The 16,206-nt window shown below is 74.2% G+C and carries 11 protein-coding genes; 8 read left to right on the top strand and 3 right to left on the bottom strand.

Features of this window, described 5'->3' with window-relative positions:
* Genes AB0D67_RS24590 through AB0D67_RS24580 form a run of 3 tightly spaced genes read left to right on the top strand, consistent with a single transcriptional unit; the run spans position 1 to position 3,116 of the window.
* Positions 1-930, top strand: coding sequence for a sugar ABC transporter permease (locus tag AB0D67_RS24590; protein ID WP_362940125.1), 930 nt, complete (start codon positions 1-3; stop codon positions 928-930).
* Between the two features lie 4 nt (positions 931-934).
* Entirely contained in the window at positions 935-1,846 is a 912-nt protein-coding gene (locus AB0D67_RS24585; protein ID WP_362940122.1) for a carbohydrate ABC transporter permease, read from the top strand.
* A gap of 28 nt (positions 1,847-1,874) precedes the next feature.
* Positions 1,875-3,116: a mandelate racemase/muconate lactonizing enzyme family protein gene (locus AB0D67_RS24580; RefSeq protein ID WP_362940119.1), complete on the top strand. Its 1,242-nt coding sequence runs from the start codon at positions 1,875-1,877 to the stop codon at positions 3,114-3,116.
* A 78-nt stretch (positions 3,117-3,194) separates the two neighbouring features.
* On the opposite strand, the gene AB0D67_RS24575 is transcribed toward AB0D67_RS24580, so the two are convergent.
* Positions 3,195-3,989: a FadR/GntR family transcriptional regulator gene (locus AB0D67_RS24575; RefSeq protein WP_362940116.1), complete on the bottom strand. Its 795-nt coding sequence runs from the start codon at positions 3,987-3,989 to the stop codon at positions 3,195-3,197.
* 313 nt (positions 3,990-4,302) lie between these two features.
* On the opposite strand from AB0D67_RS24575, the gene AB0D67_RS24570 reads away from it, so the two are divergent.
* Complete coding sequence (locus AB0D67_RS24570; RefSeq protein ID WP_362940113.1) at positions 4,303-5,352, top strand: LacI family DNA-binding transcriptional regulator; 1,050 nt, start codon at positions 4,303-4,305, stop codon at positions 5,350-5,352.
* Here AB0D67_RS24570 and AB0D67_RS24565 read toward each other — a convergent pair.
* The gene (locus AB0D67_RS24565; protein WP_362940110.1) at positions 5,315-7,798 is read right to left on the bottom strand and encodes a glycoside hydrolase family 3 N-terminal domain-containing protein; all 2,484 of its coding nucleotides are present in this window, start codon (positions 7,796-7,798) and stop codon (positions 5,315-5,317) included. The genes AB0D67_RS24570 and AB0D67_RS24565 overlap by 38 nt on opposite strands.
* Before the next feature lie 56 nt (positions 7,799-7,854).
* Positions 7,855-9,237 (bottom strand): endo-1,4-beta-xylanase, encoded by a 1,383-nt coding sequence (locus AB0D67_RS24560; protein WP_362940106.1) that lies wholly within the window; start codon positions 9,235-9,237, stop codon positions 7,855-7,857.
* A 947-nt stretch (positions 9,238-10,184) separates the two neighbouring features.
* Between AB0D67_RS24560 and AB0D67_RS24555 the strand changes: the two genes are divergently transcribed.
* From AB0D67_RS24555 to AB0D67_RS24540, 4 genes are all read left to right on the top strand, one after another.
* Positions 10,185-12,080: a hypothetical protein gene (locus tag AB0D67_RS24555; RefSeq protein WP_362940103.1), complete on the top strand. Its 1,896-nt coding sequence runs from the start codon at positions 10,185-10,187 to the stop codon at positions 12,078-12,080.
* Positions 12,073-14,055, top strand: a complete 1,983-nt coding sequence (locus AB0D67_RS24550; RefSeq protein WP_362940100.1) for a TOMM precursor leader peptide-binding protein — start codon at positions 12,073-12,075, stop codon at positions 14,053-14,055. Before AB0D67_RS24555 ends, AB0D67_RS24550 begins: the two co-directional genes overlap by 8 nt.
* Positions 14,056-14,123: 68 nt before the next feature.
* Entirely contained in the window at positions 14,124-15,797 is a 1,674-nt protein-coding gene (locus AB0D67_RS24545) for a SagB family peptide dehydrogenase (RefSeq protein ID WP_362940097.1), read from the top strand.
* A 68-nt stretch (positions 15,798-15,865) separates the two neighbouring features.
* Positions 15,866-16,042 (top strand): hypothetical protein, encoded by a 177-nt coding sequence (locus AB0D67_RS24540; protein ID WP_362940094.1) that lies wholly within the window; start codon positions 15,866-15,868, stop codon positions 16,040-16,042.
* Positions 16,043-16,206 lie beyond the last annotated feature (164 nt).

Below are 16,206 nucleotides of genomic sequence, written 5' to 3'. Positions count from 1 at the left end.
GTGACAGCCGTGAACGAGGCCGCCCGCGCGGTGACCGCACCCCGCGAGCGGCGGGGTGACCGCGGGCGCGCCGACCGGAGCGCGATGAGCTACGGCTTCGTCGCCGTCTACGCGGTGCTGGTGGCCGCGTTCGGCGTCCTTCCCGCCCTCTACGCCGTCTACCTCGCGTTCACCGACGGCGACGGCGGCTTCGCGGGGCTCGCCAACTTCACCAGGGTCGTGGGCGACTTCCGCTTCCTGCCCGCCGTCGCGCACGTCTCGCTCTACCTGGTGATCTGGCTGGTGGCCCTGGTGGTGCTGGTCTCGTTCCTGGCCCTCGTCGTGCACACGATCCGGGTGCGCCTGCTGAGCCGGGCGCTCCGCCTCGTCTTCTACCTGCCCGGGGCCCTCGCGGGCGCGTCGAGCGTGCTGCTCTGGCTGTTCGTGCTCGACCCGGCCGCGAGCCCGGTCAGCGGCCTGCTCCACCTGCTGGGCTTCTCCAGCTTCGTGCAGGTCATCGTGCCGGCGAACCTGCCCCCGGTGTTCGCGATCATCGCGTTCTGGACCGGCGCGGGCGGCTGGGTCGTCATCATGTACGGCGCGCTCAACAACATCAGCGCCGACGTCATCGAGGCCGCGCGCATCGACGGCGCCACCACCGCGCAGATCGCCTGGCGCGTCCAGCTGCCGCTGCTGCGCAAGTGGATCTCGTACATGGGGATCATGTCGCTCGCCGCCGGCACGCAGCTGTTCGTCGAGCCGCAGCTGCTCTCGCAGGCCAGCAACGCGGTCGTGCCCAACGACTACTCCCTCAACCAGCTCGCCTACCAGTACGCGTTCCAGCAGGACGACTTCAACGGAGCGGCGGCGATCTCCCTGCTGCTGCTCCTCATCGCCCTCGCGCTGTCGGCCGTCTTCGTGACGCGCGGCGGCCTGTTCGAGAGGGACTGAGACCATGACGAGAACGGACATGGGCCGGGCCGCGGAACGCCGCGACGGCCTCAGCGGCTGGAGCGGCCGGACGATCATCGCGGTCGTGGTCGCGGTCTTCGTGCTGTTCTTCGCCATACCGATCGTCTGGCTGCTGCTGGCGACGACGAAGTCGGCACGCGGACTCATCGTCGGGAACCCGTTCCGGCCCGGCGGCCTCGGCGACCTGGCCGCCAACTGGGACCAGCTGTTCGGCTTCCAGGACGGCGCGGTGACCGCGTGGGTGGGCAATTCGGCGCTGTACGCCCTGGGCGCGCTCGTCATCACGCTCGTCGCGAGCATCCCGGCGGGCTACGCGATGGCCCTGACGGAGTTCCGGTTCCGGCGGCTGCTCCTGGTGCTGACGCTGATCGTCATGCTGATCCCGAACACCGCGCTGGTGCTGCCGATCTTTCTGGAGCTGAACGCGGCGGGCCTGATCGGCAGCCCGCTGTCGGTGATCCTGCCGATGTCGTTCTTCCCCTTCGGGGTCTACCTCACCTACATCTACTTCTCCACCAGCGTGCCGCGCGACCTGCTGGCGGCGGCGCGCCTGGACGGATGCAGCGAGGCCCAGGTGTTCGGAAGGGTCGCGCTGCCGCTGGCCGCGCCGATCGTCGCCCTGGTCGCGTTCTTCAGCTTCGTGCAGAACTGGAACAACTTCTTCCTGCCCTTCGTGATGCTGCCCTCCAGCGAGGGGTATCCGATCCAGGTCGGCCTGACCTCCCTGCTCGCCTCGACCCCGGCGTTCAACCCGAGCTCCGCGGGGGCCCAGTCCGTGCAGTTGCCCACGCTCGCGCTCGCGACCGTCGTGTCGGTGCTGCCGGTGCTGGTCGTCTTCCTTTTCTCCCAGCGCTTCCTGGTCGCGGGCATGACGGCCGGAGGCACCAAGGAGTGAGTCGAATCCCTGCCACGAAGGAGTACCAGTGAAGGTCACCGGCTACCGCAGCCTGACGACGGCGCACGACTGGGGCCGGCCGATCGGCGACGCCAACGGCGTCATGCCGGGGCCGCACACCGACGTGCACGTGCTGATCCTGGAGACCGACGGCGGCCTCGAAGGCGTCGGGCTCGGGGCGCACGGCGACATCGACCGCGTCTTCGGCGCCGTCGAGGGCGAGGACCCGCGGGCCGTCCCGGCGCTCTACGACCGGATGATCGACCGGGTCTTCAAAACCGGTCACTCGGGTGCGACCTTCGGCGCGATCGGCGCGATCGACATGGCGCTCTGGGACCTCAAGGCGAAGGCGGCCGGCGAGCCGCTCTGGCGCACCCTCGGCGGCCGTGACCGGTTCGTCCCCGGCTACGCCTCCGGGCTGGACATCGCACTCGACGACGACGCCCTCGTCGGCCTGTACGAGCGCTTCGCGGACCGGGGTTTCAGCGCCGGAAAGCTCAAGGGCGGCCGGGACCTCGGGCACGACCTGCGGCGACTGGAGGCGTTGCGGGACGTTCTCGGGCGCAACTCGGCCCACCCGGCCCTCATGTTCGACGCCAACGAGTCGTGGAACCGCTCACAGGCCGTACGGTTCGTCTCGGCGCTGGAGCGCGTGGTGGACCTCGCCTGGATCGAGGAGCCGGTGCGCAGGTGGGACGCGGCCGGGCTCGCCGCGGTCCGGCGGGGCATCCGCGCCGGGGTGGCGACCGGGGAGAACCTCACCGGTCTGGAGCAGTACCGGCCGCTGCTGGACGCCGACGCCGTGGACGTCGTCCAGGTGGGCAACGTGTGGGGCATCACGCACTTCCTGCGGGTGGCCGCGGTGGCCCACGGCCGCGACCTGCCGGTGAGCCCGGTGGCGTACCACGCCAACCCGGTGGCGCACGCCGCCGTGGCCGTCCCGAACCATCTGGCGTTCGAGGTCCAGGACCTCTCGGCTCCCATCGGGCTGGAGGTCGACCAGGAGTTCCAGGACGGCGGGATCGTCCTCGGCGACGAGCCGGGGCTCGGCATCCGGGTGGACGAGGAGCACATCCGCGCCGTGCGGGCCGCCGACCCGCCGGCCGCGACCGCCGGGCCCCATGTCCGCCCCGGCCGGGCGGGCCTGCGTCTCGTCCCGGACGGCCCGCGCCCCGACGGCGCACAGCCGGTCGGCGCGCACCGCGACAGCGCATACCAGGACGACGCGCACCGGGACGGCCGCGCCGGCGTGCCCGCGCGCTCCCGGTGACCGCCGTCTCGGGACGGCCGTCCCGGGACCGCGGCCTCCTGACCGCCGTCTCAAGAGCGCCGTCCCGGGAGCGCCGTCTCAGGGGGCGGTCTTCCCGCCCCTCGCCCCGCGTACGCCGGGGCGGCGTCTGGCCCATGAGCCCGCTATGTGGACGCGCATCGCGGCCGCGGCTCCCAGGGCGTCGCCCTGGAGGATCATCGACTCGATCTGCCGGTGCTCGGCGAGCGACTGGGCGAGTTCGTCCCCGTCGGGGTCGCCGTTGTACCGGCTCGACAGCCGCGCCTTGGCGTGGATGCCGTGGATGATCGCGTGGCCGAGACGGTTGCCGGAGACGATCATGATCATCTCGTGGAAGGCGACGTCCTCCGCGGCGTAGCGGGGCGGGTCGTGCAGGCTCGCCGCGAGGACGTCCGCCTGCCTGCTCAGCGCCTCGGCCTGGGCCGGTGTGATCACGCGCGCGCACTGCGCCGCCATGTCGCACTCGAGCGCCGCCCGGACGTTGACGAGGTCGTCGAGGATGGACAGGTCGCTGTCGTGCCGGATCTGCGCCTTCAGGACGAGGGGGTCCAGCAGGTTCCAGCCGATGGGCTCCAGGACCCGGGTCCCCCGGCCCGGGACCGCTTTGACCAGGCCCTTCGCCTCCAGGAGCTTGGCCGACTCGCGGACCACCGTCCGGGAGACGCCGAACTCCCGGCACAGCTCGGGCTCGGTCGGGAGCACGGCGCCCACGGGGTAGGCCCCCGACACGATGCGGTCGACGAGGGAGGCGACGACGGTGTCGCCCAGCCGCCGGGGGCGCCGGGGCCCGGGGGCCTCCAGTGGGTCGCCGGAGGCGTTGACGGCGCGGTCGGATGTGGAGAACGCGGCGGTCACCGGGCCTCCTGGAGGGTCGTCACGTCTCAAGTGTACGGGTTCGCGCATACGTAATTCGTATTATGTACATCCTCGACCGGTGATCACCTGTGAACCCCGGTCGAGCGCCTCGCGCAGCCTGCCGGACGGTGCCGCGCCGTCGTCGCCGTGGACGTGGCAGGGCCGGCCGTTGACCAGGTTGCAGGCGGCCATAGCGCCGCCGCGCCGACGACCTCCCCGCCGTCGGCGCGGATGCCAGAATGTCCCTGGAGAAGGCCGGGCGGGCCCGGCGGACGGCGACGCGCGGGCTCGCCGTCGACGAGGAAGGGCGAATGTGACGGACAACCGATCGGACGAACCCGCGGCCGACGAGCAGAGCTCACGAGGCGGCGGGCCGGGATCGGTCACCATCGCCTACATCGCCGAGTCCGCCGGGGTCTCGGTCCCCACCGTGTCGAAGGTGCTCAACGGCCGCTCCGGGGTGTCGGCCCAGACCCGTGCCCGGGTCGAAGGACTGATCAACCGGTACGGCTACCGCAAGCCCGCATCGAGCAGCCGGAACAACATCGTGGAACTGGTGTTCCGCGAGTTGGAGAGCATGTGGGCCGTGGAGATCATCCGCGGGGTCGAGCGGGTGGCCCGCAAGAACCGCGTCGGGGTCATGGTCTCGGAGTTCGGCCTCCACGACTCGTCGCCCATGTCCATCGACGACACGGTCGGACGCCGTCCCCGGTGCGTCCTGTCGGTGGCACAGCTCTCACCGGAGGAGCGCGACCAGCTGACGGCGAAGGGCATCCCGTTCGTCGTCTTCGACCCGAGCGAAGAGCTGCCGGACGACGTGCCGTTCGTGGGCGCCACCAACTGGAGGGGCGGCCGGGCCGCGACCCGGCACCTGGTCGAGCTGGGGCACCGCCGAATCGCCATGATCAGTGGCCCGGACCACCCGTTCTGCCGTGCCCGGGTGGCGGGCTACCTCTCCGCGATGGCCGAGGCCGGTCTGCCCGCCGATCCCGCCCCCGTGGTCCGCACCCTCCTCACCCGCGAGGACGGCCGTACCGCGGCGCTCGGCCTGCTCTCCCGGCCCGACCGGCCCACCGCCGTCTTCACGGCGAACGACCTGCAGGCGCTCGGCGTCTACCAGGCCGCCCGCGAGCTGGGACTCTCCATCCCCGGAGATCTGAGCGTGGTGGGCTTCGACGACCTGCCGGTCGTGGCCTGGGTCGATCCGCCCCTGACCACGGTTCACCAGCCGCTGAGCGAGATGGCGGCCGCCGCGACCGAACTGGCGCTGTCCCTCGGGCGGGGTGAGGAGATAACGCAGGTCGGCCTGGAGATCGCGACCACCCTCACGGTCCGGGGAAGCACGGCTCCGCCGAAGCGCTGAGCCCTTCGACGCGGGCGGGCGTGGTCAGGCGGCGGTCCGCGCCGAGGACGACGGTCCCGCCGGTCAGCCGGACCTCGGCCCGCAGAGGGCGGTCGGCCGCCGAAGGACCGGCGGTCAGCTCGATCACGCCCGGCTCGACGACGCGGCGCAGGTCGGGGCCGGTGTAGGAGAAGGCGTCCGCCGGCACGTCGAAGACCACCTCGGCCGTCCGGCCCGGTTCGAGCGCCACCCGGGCGAAGCCGACGAGCTGCGCGACCGGCCGGGCCACCCGCGCGACCGGGTCGGAGGCGTACAGCTGCACCACCTCCTCGGCGGGCCGGTCACCGCCGTTGGCGACCGTCACCCGGGCCTGGACGACCCCGTCCGTCGGGCAGGCGGGCGCTGCGACGGTGAGCGCGCCGTACCGGACGGCGGTGTACGACAGGCCGTGCCCGAAGGGGAACGCCGGTGTCGGGTCGAGCACGGACACGCCGTCCGTCCGCAGGCCCAGCGGCGCCTGGAGGTAGGTCGAAGGGTTGACGGAGGGCGAGGCCGGCACCTGCACGGGCAGGCGGCCCGAGGGGTTCACCCGGCCGCTGAGCACGCCGGCGACGGCCGGGCCGCCCTCCACACCGGGGAAGAACGCCTGGACGGCGGCGGCGACCCTGTCCCTGTAGGCGCCCAGCGCGTACGGCCGTCCGGACACGACGACCAGGACGACCGGCGTCCCGGTGGCCAGGACGGCCTCGGCGAGCTCCGGCTGGACGCCGGGCAGGCGCAGGTCTGCGGCGTCGCACCCCTCGCCGGAGGTGCCGTCGCCGAACAGCCCGGCCCGGTCGCCGACGAACAGGAGCACGAGGTCGGACGCGGCGGCCAGGGCGGCGGCCCCGGCGATCCCCGAGGTGTCGTCGCCGGACACCTCCGCGCCGCGCGCGTACCCCAGGTCCGCATCCGGGAACTCCGACGCGAGGCTCTCCCGGATGGTCGCGACGGGCAGGCCCATCCCGTGGCCGGGGAAGCGGCCGAGCACGTGGTTGGGGAAGGCGTAGCAGCCGAGCAGGGTCCGCGGGTCGTCGGCGCACGGGCCGACGACGGCGATCCGCGCGGTCGTCCCGGCGTCGAGGGGCAGGACCCCGGCGGGGTCGCTCAGCAGCACGACGGACCGCTCGGCGAGGGCGCGGGCCAGGTCACGGTTGCGGGGGCCGTCCAGGTCGGCGGCGCCGGCGTCCTCCGGGACGAGGGGCGCGTCGTCCAGCAGGCCCAGCTCGACCTTCTGCCGCAGCACCCGGCGCACCGCCTCGTCGACCAGCGACTCCTCCACCCGGCCGGCCCGCACCCGCTCCACCAGGCGGGCGCCGTAGCAGACCGTGTCGGGCAGCTCCACGTCGATGCCCGCGCGCAGCGCGATCGCGCCGGCGTCCGCCTCGTCCTCGGCGACGCGGTGCATCGTGGCGAGGAACGGAACCGCCCAGTAGTCGGCCACCACCGTGCCGTCGAACCCCCACCGGTCGCGCAGCACCCGCCGGAGCAGGTCCGGGTCGGCGGCGACCGGCACGCCGTCGACGTCGGCGTAGGAGTTCATCACCGACCGGGCGCCGCCCTCGCGGATCGCCGTCTCGAACGGCGGGAGGATCACGTCGGCCATCTCCCGGGGGCCGATGCCGGCCGGGGCGTGGTTGCGGCCCGCCCGGGAGGCGGAGTACCCGGCGAAGTGCTTGAGCGTCGCGATGATCCCGGCGCCCTCCAGGCCGCGCACGTAGGCCGCGCCGATCTGCCCGACGAGGTAGGGGTCCTCGCCGAGCGTCTCCTCCACCCGGCCCCACCGGTGGTCGCGTACGACGTCGAGGACCGGCGACAGGCCCTGGTGGACGCCGGCCGAGCGCAGGTCCTCCCCGATCGCCCGGGCCATCCGCTCGACCAGGGCGGGGTCGAAGGCGGCGGCCCAGGCCAGCGGCGTGGGGTAGGCGGTCGCGCCGTACGTCGCGAATCCCGTCAGGCACTCCTCGTGCGCGATCGCGGGGATGCCGAGCCGGTTGGCGGCGACCACCCGCTCCTGGAGCCTCCGCAGCCGGGCCGCGCCCTCGGCCGGGCTGACGGGGCTCGTGCCGTAGACCCGGGTGAGGTGCCCGACTCCGCCGCGGATCCGCTCGTCCAGATCGACGTCGTCCTGGGCGAACCGGTCCTGCAGCGGGGCGACGTTCCCGGCGGTGTTCCCGGCGGTGTTCCCGGCGGTGTTCCCGGCGGTGTTCCCGGCGGCCGTCTCCTGGCCGGTCGCCGGGACGCCCGGCCAGGCGGCCCCCTCGTCCGCCGCCCCGGGGCCGGCGGACGGAGGGTTCAGCCAGACGGATCCGAGCTGGGCGACCTTCTCCTCCAGCGTCATCTCGGCCAGCAGGGCCTCCACACGCTCACCGGCGGGCAGTCCGGCGTCCCGCCAGGGCGCGGTGCTCGGGGCGTCCACGGATGTCATCTCGCTCCTCTCCTCGGGTCCCGTTCCTCAGGTCCTGTCACTCGGGTCCTGTTCCCTCAGGGTCTGTCGCAGGCGATGTCGGACGGGACGCGGCCGGCGCCCGCGGAGGAGCCCAGGAACCCGAACGAGGTGGACGCACCCGCGCCGAGCGCGCCGTTGTAGCCCGCGTTGCGGACCCTGACCGACGACCCGGTGGTCGTCGCCTCGCCGTTCCACAGGTTGGCGATCCTCTGGCCGTCGGGGAAGGTCCAGGTGACGGCCCAGCCGCCGAGCGGGCCGGAGGAGGTGTTGCGCACCGTGACCTCGGCGGTGAACCCGCCCTGCCACTGGCTCGTCACCCTGTAGGACGCCGAGCACGTGCCCGTGCCGGGCGTCGGGGAGGGCCCGCCCGTGCCGCCCAGCGCGGCGGCGATCGCGTGGTAGGCCGGCTTCTTGGCGTAGTTCTCGTCGTACGGCAGGGCCGCGCCCTGGCCGGGGAAGACGGACGGCACCCAGGACTGCCTGTCGCTGAAGTCCCAGACGGTGATGCCCACGCACCGGGAGACCGCCAGGCACGCCTTGACGACCGCGCTGTAGTCACCGGCCTGCTGGGTGTCCTTGGCCTCGGTGCGGGGCAGGTCCATGCGGATGTCGAGCTCGGTGACGGCCACGTCCACCCCGAGGTCGGCGAAGCGCTGGATGTTGCGCTGCATCGTGGCGGGAACCTGCCCGAGGATCAGGTGCGCCTGCATGCCGACGCCGTCGATGGGGACGCCCTGCTGTTTGAACGACTTCACCATCTCGTAGACGGCGTCGCTCTTCGGGCCGACGCCTTCGATGTTGTAGTCGTTGTAGTAGAGCTTGACGTTCGGGTCGGCGGCCCGCGCCGCCTTGAACGCCTCGGCGATGTAGCCGTTTCCGATCTTCTGCTGGAACACGGTCTGCCGCCGGGAGCCGTCCTCCTCGAACGCCTCGTTGACCACGTCCCAGTGGACGACCCGGTTCCTGAAGTGGGTGACCTCGTCGGTGATGTGGTCGCGCATCACGCCCGGAAGCCGGTCGGCGGGCACGGCGGCGACCCAGTCGGGCAGCTGGTTGTGCCAGACGAGGGTGTGACCGCGGACGGTCTGGCCGTTGGCCTCGGCGAGGGCGACGATGGCGTCGGCCTGCTCGTAGTCGAACCGGCCCTGCGACGGCTCGGTGTACTGCCACTTCATCGTGTTGCCGACGGTGAGCTGGCCGAACTCGCTGCTCAGGATCTGCTTGTAGGCCGTGTCGGACAGGTGGGGGTTGTCGGTGGCCGAGCCGAAGTACAGGCCCTTGGCGGCCGCCAGCTGTCCGAGCGTGGAGTCCGCGTGAGCCGGCGCGGTCAGGGCGCCGGCGCACAGGACCGCCGCGGCCGCCGCGAACCCGGCGGTGAGCCCGACCGTACGGCGTCCGGAGTGGGGGGTGCGTTCCATGCGTGCTCCTAGGGGTCGGCGCCGGGACCGCGGCGAAGGAGGTCACCTGAGGGGCACGGTCCCTCCGGACGCGCTCGGGGCCGCGGCGCCGGCGGGACCGCGCCGAAAAATGATCTTCAATGGGTTTCCGGCGCCCTGCGGATCGTTAACTCGGAACCCTAGGTGCGAGCCCTGGACCCGTCAATAAACTTTCGTAGTAATAATGAAAGTTTCAGAGCACCTCGGAGCGGTCCCGGCGTCGGCCCGCGGACGTGACCGCGACGGGAGGGCCGGCCCGGCCATCCGGAACGCCACAGCCGCCCACCGTCGCGCAGATCGCTTACGGCCTCGGGGAGCGGGCGATCCGCAGCGCAGAGCCCGCGGTTCCGGTCGCCTCACGGGATCCCCCGCCGTCACCGCCGGACATGCCCGTGTCACGGGCCGGCGTTCTGGTCGACGGCGAAAATTTTCGGCCGCCTTCCCCTCCAGGCGCCCGCCGACGCCGCCGGCGGGCGGGTCGTGTCCGTCCCGGCCGCCGGGACGGACACGACCCGGCCGTCACGCGGGACGGCCTCCCCGGAGGCCGACGCCCCCTTCATGACCTCACGTCCACCGGGCACGACTCCGGGGCCCCGCGGAAGACGGGGGCGACCGCCGGATCCGATATCGCGCCGAGCCCGGGATGCGTTCCCATGCCGTCGCCGATAAATACACGCCGTATTCCGCATAACGGCTTTCCCGAATCACCCGGCAGCCGCACAGGAATGGTCGCGCTCCGTAATCACATTGCCGGGAATCGCGGGATTCTACACAGAAACGACGACTTAAAAAAGAGAAATATGTGCTTTACATAACCCGAATCGGATTTTAACATCGGCTTCATGGGAGCGCTCCCACAAACCGATTCAGCCATGAGACCTCGACTACGGGACGACGTTCGCTTCGTCGAATGCCCGGACGGAGTCCACGTGCAGAGCGACTACGGATCGTGCACGTTCCGGGGCCGTCAGGCGCACGCCTGGCTCAGCAGACTGGCTCCCGCGCTCACCGGGGAGCACACCCTGGCGGAGCTGACCGCACCGCTTCCCGACGACAAGCGCGACATGGTCGAGGGCCTGGTGCGGCGGCTGGCCGAGCAGCGGTTCGTCGTGGACGCCCGGCAGGCGCGCCCCCACGGCCTGAGCGAGGCCGAGCGGCGCACGTACGCGGAGGAGATCGCCTTCATCGGCTACGTGCTCGACTCCCCCGAATGGCGGTTCGAGCGGCTCCGCCGCTCCCGGCTGGTGCTGGCGGGAGACGGCCCGCTGCCGATGGCGCTGCTCCAGGCGTGCGCCGGGTCGGGCTGGCGGCGGATCACCGTGGCCTGCTCGGACTCCGCCTCGATGACCCGGGCCGCGGACGCCGCCCGCCGCGACCCCGAGCAGGAGATACGCGTCGTCGCCGCCGCCGCCCTGCCCGATGTGATCAGCCGGGACGCGGACGTCCTCCTCCAGGTCGGCACGGACGCCGGCGCCCTCGTGGCGGGTGCCCGCGCCTGCGAGGAGGCGGGCGTCGTCGTGGGCCAGGCCCTCGTCCGTGCCACGGAGGTGTGGCTCAGCCGGGTGGGCGGACCGTCGGTGACGTCCGTGGAGTCGGGCTGGCGCCGCCTGACCGGGCTGCCCGCGGCGACCCCGCCCCACTCCGGCGAGGACCTGCTCGTGGGCCCGGTGCCCCCGGTGATCGCCTCCATGCTGACGCTGGCCTGCTTCTCCCATCTGACCGGCCTCGACGCCACCGGCGCCGGCACCGAGCCCGAGCTCACCCGGGTCGACCTGCGCAACCTCGACGCCGTCCCGCACCGGTTCGCCCCCCACCCCCGCGCGGCGGCCGGTACGGCCCGCGGCGCCGAGGCGGCGCGGGCCGCGGTGGAGTCGCTGGCGTCGGGAGCGCCGGTGGAGGCCGGCGCGCTACTGGAGAAGGCCGCGCGGGTGGTCGATCCCCGGCTGGGGATCCTCGGCACGCTGGACGAGCAGGGACTCTCGCAGACCCCGCTGTCGGTCTGCCAGGCCACCGTCTCCGATCCGTTCGGCGCGCTGCCGCGCTGGGCGCCGCCCCCTCAGGTCGTCGGCTGGGGCGAGGACCGGCGGTCGGCGCGCCTGCGCTGCCTGCTGGCCGCGCTCGCCACCTACGGCGTCCTCGCGGCGGCCGGCCGGGCCGGCGACGTCCTGTGGGGCGTGGAGTTGCCGGGCGGCCGGCCGCGCGCGGTGCCGGCGGCGTCCCTCCGGCTCACCGGCGCCATCGGCGCGCTGCGGGCCCCCGACGGCGCGGGTGCCGGCCTGAGCTGGGCGCAGGCGGTCGCGGCCGGTCTGCGCACCCACTGCGAGACCCTGCTGGCCGGCCGGACGGCCGAGGGCCCGGCCGCGGAGACGCACGTGCCGCCCGCCCTCGCATCCGCCCTCACGTCGGCCCTTCCCGGCGGCCCCGGGACGGAGACGGCGGCGCGGCAGCTCGCGCTGGCCGGTGAACCGCCGGACGTCCGCGAGCGCACGTCCGTCCTGGGCGTGCCCGCCCATTCCCTCACCGTCCCGGGCATCGCCCCCGGCGGGCCGGTCCTCGTGTCCGCGGCCGGCACGGCTCCCGACTCCCTGCGGGAGGGGCTGGAACGGCTGCTGCTCCGCGTCCAGGCCCGGACCACGGGACAGAGCGCGTACGCGGACGCCCGGCCGCTGTGGGCTCCCCCGGGTGACGCCGCGGAAGCCGTACGGGTGATGACGGGCGCCCTGCGGGCGGCGGGCGCGGTGCCGGTCGTGGTGCCGCTCGACCACGACCCCGCGGCTGCCGGGCTGCTCCCCTACGTCGCACAGGTCGTGCTCCTCGATGACTGAGACCTCGATGACCGGGACCCCGCCGCCGGCCGCCCCCGCCGGGCCGCCGGACCCCGTGACCGTGCTGGGGACGGGCAGGCTGCACGCCGCGATCAGCGCGGCCCTGGCCGCCGCCGGGTCCGCCGGCCCCGGCGGGGTGATCGTCGTCGCGAGCGACGCCGACGACGTGCGGCCGTACCCCTCGGTGGCGCGGCGCGCGGCCGGGCGTGGCGTGCCGTGGCTGCCGGTCCGGGTGGACGCCGGCTGGGTGCTGGCCGGTCCGGCGGTGCGCCCGTCCCGTCCGGGCTGCCCGACCTGCGTCACCCGGCGACGGAGGGGCAACCGGTCCGACGCGATCGGACGCGACGCACTGCGCGAGCGGTACGGCGCGGAGCTGGACACCAGGCCCTCCTCCCTCCTCACGCCGCTGGTCACCAAGACGGTCGCCGCGCTGGTGGCCGACGAGGTGGACCGCCTGCGGAGCGATCCCGCATCCGCCCGGACCGCGGGCGCGCTGCTGCGGATCCATGTGCCGACCGGCACGGTGCGCCGCCACGCCTTCCTGCCCGACCCGCTGTGCCCGGACTGCGGCGCCCGGCCGGACGACGGGCCCGAGGCCGGCCGTTACGTCCCCACGGTGGCGCGGAAACCGCATCCGGGGGCGTTCAGGGTGGGCGGCATCAGCGGCAGGGCCGCGGACCTGGAGAGGCGGTTCGTGGACGCCGAGACGGGGATCGTCCAGGCCCTGGTCACGGAGGAGCGCGGCGGCGGCGCCATGGCCGTCGCCCGGCTCAGCCCCGCCAGGACCGCGCACGAGAGCCACCACGGGTACGGCCGCAGCGACGACTTCGCCTCGGCGCGGGCGACCGCGGTGGCCGAGGCCCTGGAGCGGATCGCCGGCATCCACCCGCGCGGGCGGCGGACCGCCGTACGCGCCGCGTACGCCGACGTCGCCGACCGGGCGGTCGACCCGAGGACGCTGGGCCTCTACCCCGACGACTGGTACGACCGGCCGGGCTTCTGGTTCACCCGCTTCCACCCGGAACGGCCCACGGCGTGGGTGTGGGCGTACTCGTTCCGGCGCGACGAGCCGGTTCTGGTGCCGGAGAGCTACGCCTACTTCGGTCCCCGGCCGGCGGACGACCTGGGGTTCGCCTACGAGTGCTCCAACGGGTGCGCCCTCGGCGGTCACCCCGCCGAGGCGATCCTGCACGGCCTGCTGGAGGTGGGCGAGCGGGACGCCTTCCTCACCACGTGGTACGCCCGGATGCCCATCCCGCGCGTCGACCTGGCGTCGGCGTCCGACCGGCGCGTCCCCATGCTCGCCCAGCGCGTACGGGACCGGCTGGGCTACGACGTCCACGCGTTCGTCGCCATGCTGGAGCAGCGGGTGCCGGTGTTCTGGGTGATGGCCGTCGACGCGACGGGCCGGCCCGGCCGCCCGCGCGCGCTGTGCGGAACCGCCGCCGGCCTGGATCCGGAGCGGGCGCTGCGGCGGGCGCTCGACGACCTCGGCCCGATGCTGGAGGGGCACGTCGAACGGTACGACCCGGCCGAGGCGGCCCGGCTCGCGGCCGACCCGGACGAGGTCCGGCTCCTGGAGCACCATCCCCTGCTCTACGGCCATCCGGAGGCGGCCGGACGTCTGGACTTCCTGCCGGTCGGCGGGCCCGCGCTGACGGTCGCGGAGGTGACGGCACGACTCGCGTGGCCCGAGCACGACGACCTCACGGCGGACCTCGCGGAGCTGGCCGGGCGGTACCTGGCCAGCGGCCTGGACGTGGTCGCCGTCGACATCACCTCCCCCGAGGCCCGCGCCGCCGGCTTCTCCTGCGCCAAGGTGATCGTGCCGGGGGCGATGCCGATGACGTTCGGCCACCGGTACCGGCGCACCCACGGCCTGCCGCGGCTGCTGTCCCTGCCCCGGCTGCTCGGCCACCGGGACGAGGACCTGCGGCCCGACCAGCTCAACCCCCACCCCCACCCCTTCCCGTGACGGCCCCCTCTCCCCCGGATCCGCACGGCCCGATCCGCACGACCGACGAAGGAAGCGAGGCAGACCGGATGCACGGCACCACGACCGCGGACGCGCCCGGTGACGCCACCCGCCGCTACCTGGCCGCGATGCGGAACCGGGGCCCGTTGTCCATCGACTGGGCCAACGCCCCGACCAGGCACAAGCGCTACCCCGGCGCCGAGCGGATCGTCCTGCCCTGGGCCACCCGGGACGACACGCCCCTCGGCCTGCTCGGCGAGCTCCTGCGGGAGCTGCTCGGTCTCGCCAGGCTCGTGTGGCTCCACCGGCTGGACGACGACGGCGCCCCGCTGGGCGGACCTCCCGCCTTCCTCCTCGGCCGCCCCGCGCCGTCGGGAGGCGGGCTCTACCCGATCGAGGCGTACGTCGCCGCCGGAGAGTCCCGCGTACCCGGACTCCCCGCCGCGCTGTACCACTACGACCCGGTCCACCACGCGCTGGAGCGCGTGCGGGAGGGCGACCACACCCCGTCGCTCACCGGGTCGCTCACGGACGCGCCGGCGTCGGACGTCACGCTCGTGCTGTCCGCGGTCTTCTGGCGGTCGATGTTCAAGTACGGCGACTTCGGCTACCGCCTGGTGTGCCAGGAGACCGGCGTGCTCGTCGCCCAGGCGCTCGCCGTCGCCGGGCGGCTGAGCGTGACGGCCCGCGCCCATCTGCGGTTCCCCGACGGGGAGGTCGACCGCCTGCTGGGGCTCGACGGCGTGCGGGAGGCCGCGATGGCCGTGCTCACGCTCACGTCGCTCTCCCCGGCGGGGACGGGCGCCCCCGGCGGGCCGTCACGGCCGGCGGGGACGGGCGTCCCCGGTGAGCCGTCACGGCCGGCGGCCGCGGGGAGACCCGGGGCCGGAGAGGGGCCGGTGACCGGGGAAGGACCCGTGATCCGACAAGGACCGATCGCGGCGGAGAGCGCGCCCGTCCCGTTGCCGATGCCCGACGGCCCCGCCTCGGCCCTGCACCGGGCGACCGTGGCCGCCCACCTCCCGTCCGGCTCCCTCCCCCGTCCGCGGCCCCCGGTGGAGGACGGTCCCGCCGTCCCCCTCCCGGAACCGGCTCCCGGGGCGCGCCCGGCGGAGGGGGTGCCGCGGCGCGCGTCCCCGCCGGCCGGGTACCGCCCGGTGCCCCTCCGTCCGGACCTGCTCGGCGCGATCCTCGCGGCCGCGGGCGGCGGCTACCCCGCCGACCTGCCGGGAGCCGGGGACGGGCCCGTGGCGACCGCCCTCTGCCTGCTGTCGCTGCGCGTGGACGGACTGCCCCGCGGCGCCTACCGGTACGACCCCGGCCCGCGGGCGCTGCGGCGGGTCGCGGGCCCGGACCGCCTGGACGCCCTCGTCACCGGGCGCCTGCTGGCCAACACCCGGACCGCCCTGCGCGGGGCGGCCGCCGTGCTCGTGCCGGTGGGCGACCCCCTGGCGGGCGCCGGACCGTACGGCGACCGCTGGTACCGCCTTCAGCAGGCCGAAGCGGGCCTGGTCGTCCAGTGTGCGACGCTGGCCGCCACGGCCCTCGGCCTGGCCGCGCGCATCCACTCCGACGGCGCGAACGACACCACGGACGAGGTGCTCGGGATCGCCGGCACTCCGCTGCGGAGCCTGTCCTTCCTGGCGATGGGCACGCCCCTGACCAGCGGGCCCCTCGTGGCCCGCGGGATCCCGCCCGTCCTGCCCGAGGAGGTGAGGCCCACCCATCCGGTGACGCCGTGACCCGTGGGGTCACGGCCGGTACGGCACGTGAGAAGCGGTTACCTCATTTTCAAGAAGGAGACACATACATGTCCGACAACCTGAAGCTGGACCTGCGCGGCCTCGACGTCGACTCCATCGACGTGCTCTCCGCCGACTCCATCGTGGCGGAGGGCCACGGCGCCGTCGAGACGGGCGCCTCCTCGGCCGCCGGCTACTGCTCGTCCTACCTGTCGGCCACCAGCTGCTGGGCGCCCGAGCTGTAGGACCCGTGACGCCGGGACCGCGAGCCCCGGCGACGATCAGGACCGGTGAGCCCACGCGGACGCCGGTGAGATGAGCGGGGCCGAGGGCGCCCACCGCACGGGCGCCCTCGGCCTCCCGGCGAACCACACGAGGAGCGCGTTCCTTGACTCATGTCACGCGGACC

Origin of the sequence: Streptosporangium sp. NPDC048047, assembly GCF_040653115.1 — a bacterium.
Taxonomy (GTDB): domain Bacteria; phylum Actinomycetota; class Actinomycetes; order Streptosporangiales; family Streptosporangiaceae; genus Streptosporangium.
The sequence above is the reverse complement of the archived record's forward strand: the minus strand, read 5'-3'. Positions and strand labels throughout refer to the sequence as shown.